We start from the raw sequence: 565 nt of genomic DNA, 5'->3' as shown, positions 1-565 counted from the left end.
ATCCTTTTTAGAGTGAAGTTCCTCTTTAATCTGACTGCTGGAAATTTCAGGTGTCCGTGGTAAATAAACAACTTCGCATCCTTCTTCCTTTAAAAAATCAAATTTTCCAAGCCAGTCATCCCCCATAACAAAAGTATCTACATGGTACTCTTTTACATCTTTACGTTTCTGTGCCCAACTTTCCTCTGGAATCACCAAATCCACATATCGTATTGCCTCTAACAACTGTTTACGTTTTTCGTAGGAAAAATAACATTTTTTTTGTTTTTCTCTCCAGTTAAATTCATCAGTCGATAAGGCCACAATCAAATAATCTCCCATCTGTCTCGCACGGCGCAACAGATTGATGTGCCCATAATGAAGCAAATCGAAAGTTCCATAAGTGATTACACGTTTCATTTTATTTACCTCTCTCAGCCAAAGAGCATTATACTCCAAGCTCCTTTTCGCACATGTCCAAAGCAGATGCAATTACAGCATCCATATCATAATATCTGTACTCTCCAAGTCGTCCGCCAAATACAACTTTATCTTCTTTATCAGCCATTTTTTTATACTCAGAATA

1 protein-coding gene and 1 pseudogene are annotated in these 565 nt (G+C 37.2%); both read right to left on the bottom strand.

The genetic code is table 11. The annotated features are described in order from the left end of the window. A partial coding sequence (gene tagD / locus QVP40_RS03455; RefSeq protein ID WP_288200307.1) for a glycerol-3-phosphate cytidylyltransferase occupies positions 1-399 on the bottom strand: 399 nt, incomplete at its 3' end. A 28-nt stretch (positions 400-427) separates the two neighbouring features. Continuing rightward, a pseudogene (locus QVP40_RS13840) lies at positions 428-565 on the bottom strand (UDP-galactopyranose mutase); the annotation flags it as partial.

The sequence above is a fragment of the Blautia sp. CAG:257 genome, assembly GCF_000433815.1.
Taxonomy (GTDB): Bacteria; Bacillota; Clostridia; order Lachnospirales; family Lachnospiraceae; genus Blautia_A; species Blautia_A caecimuris.
Note: the sequence above shows the minus strand (reverse complement) of the source record. Positions and strands in the feature narration are given on the sequence as shown.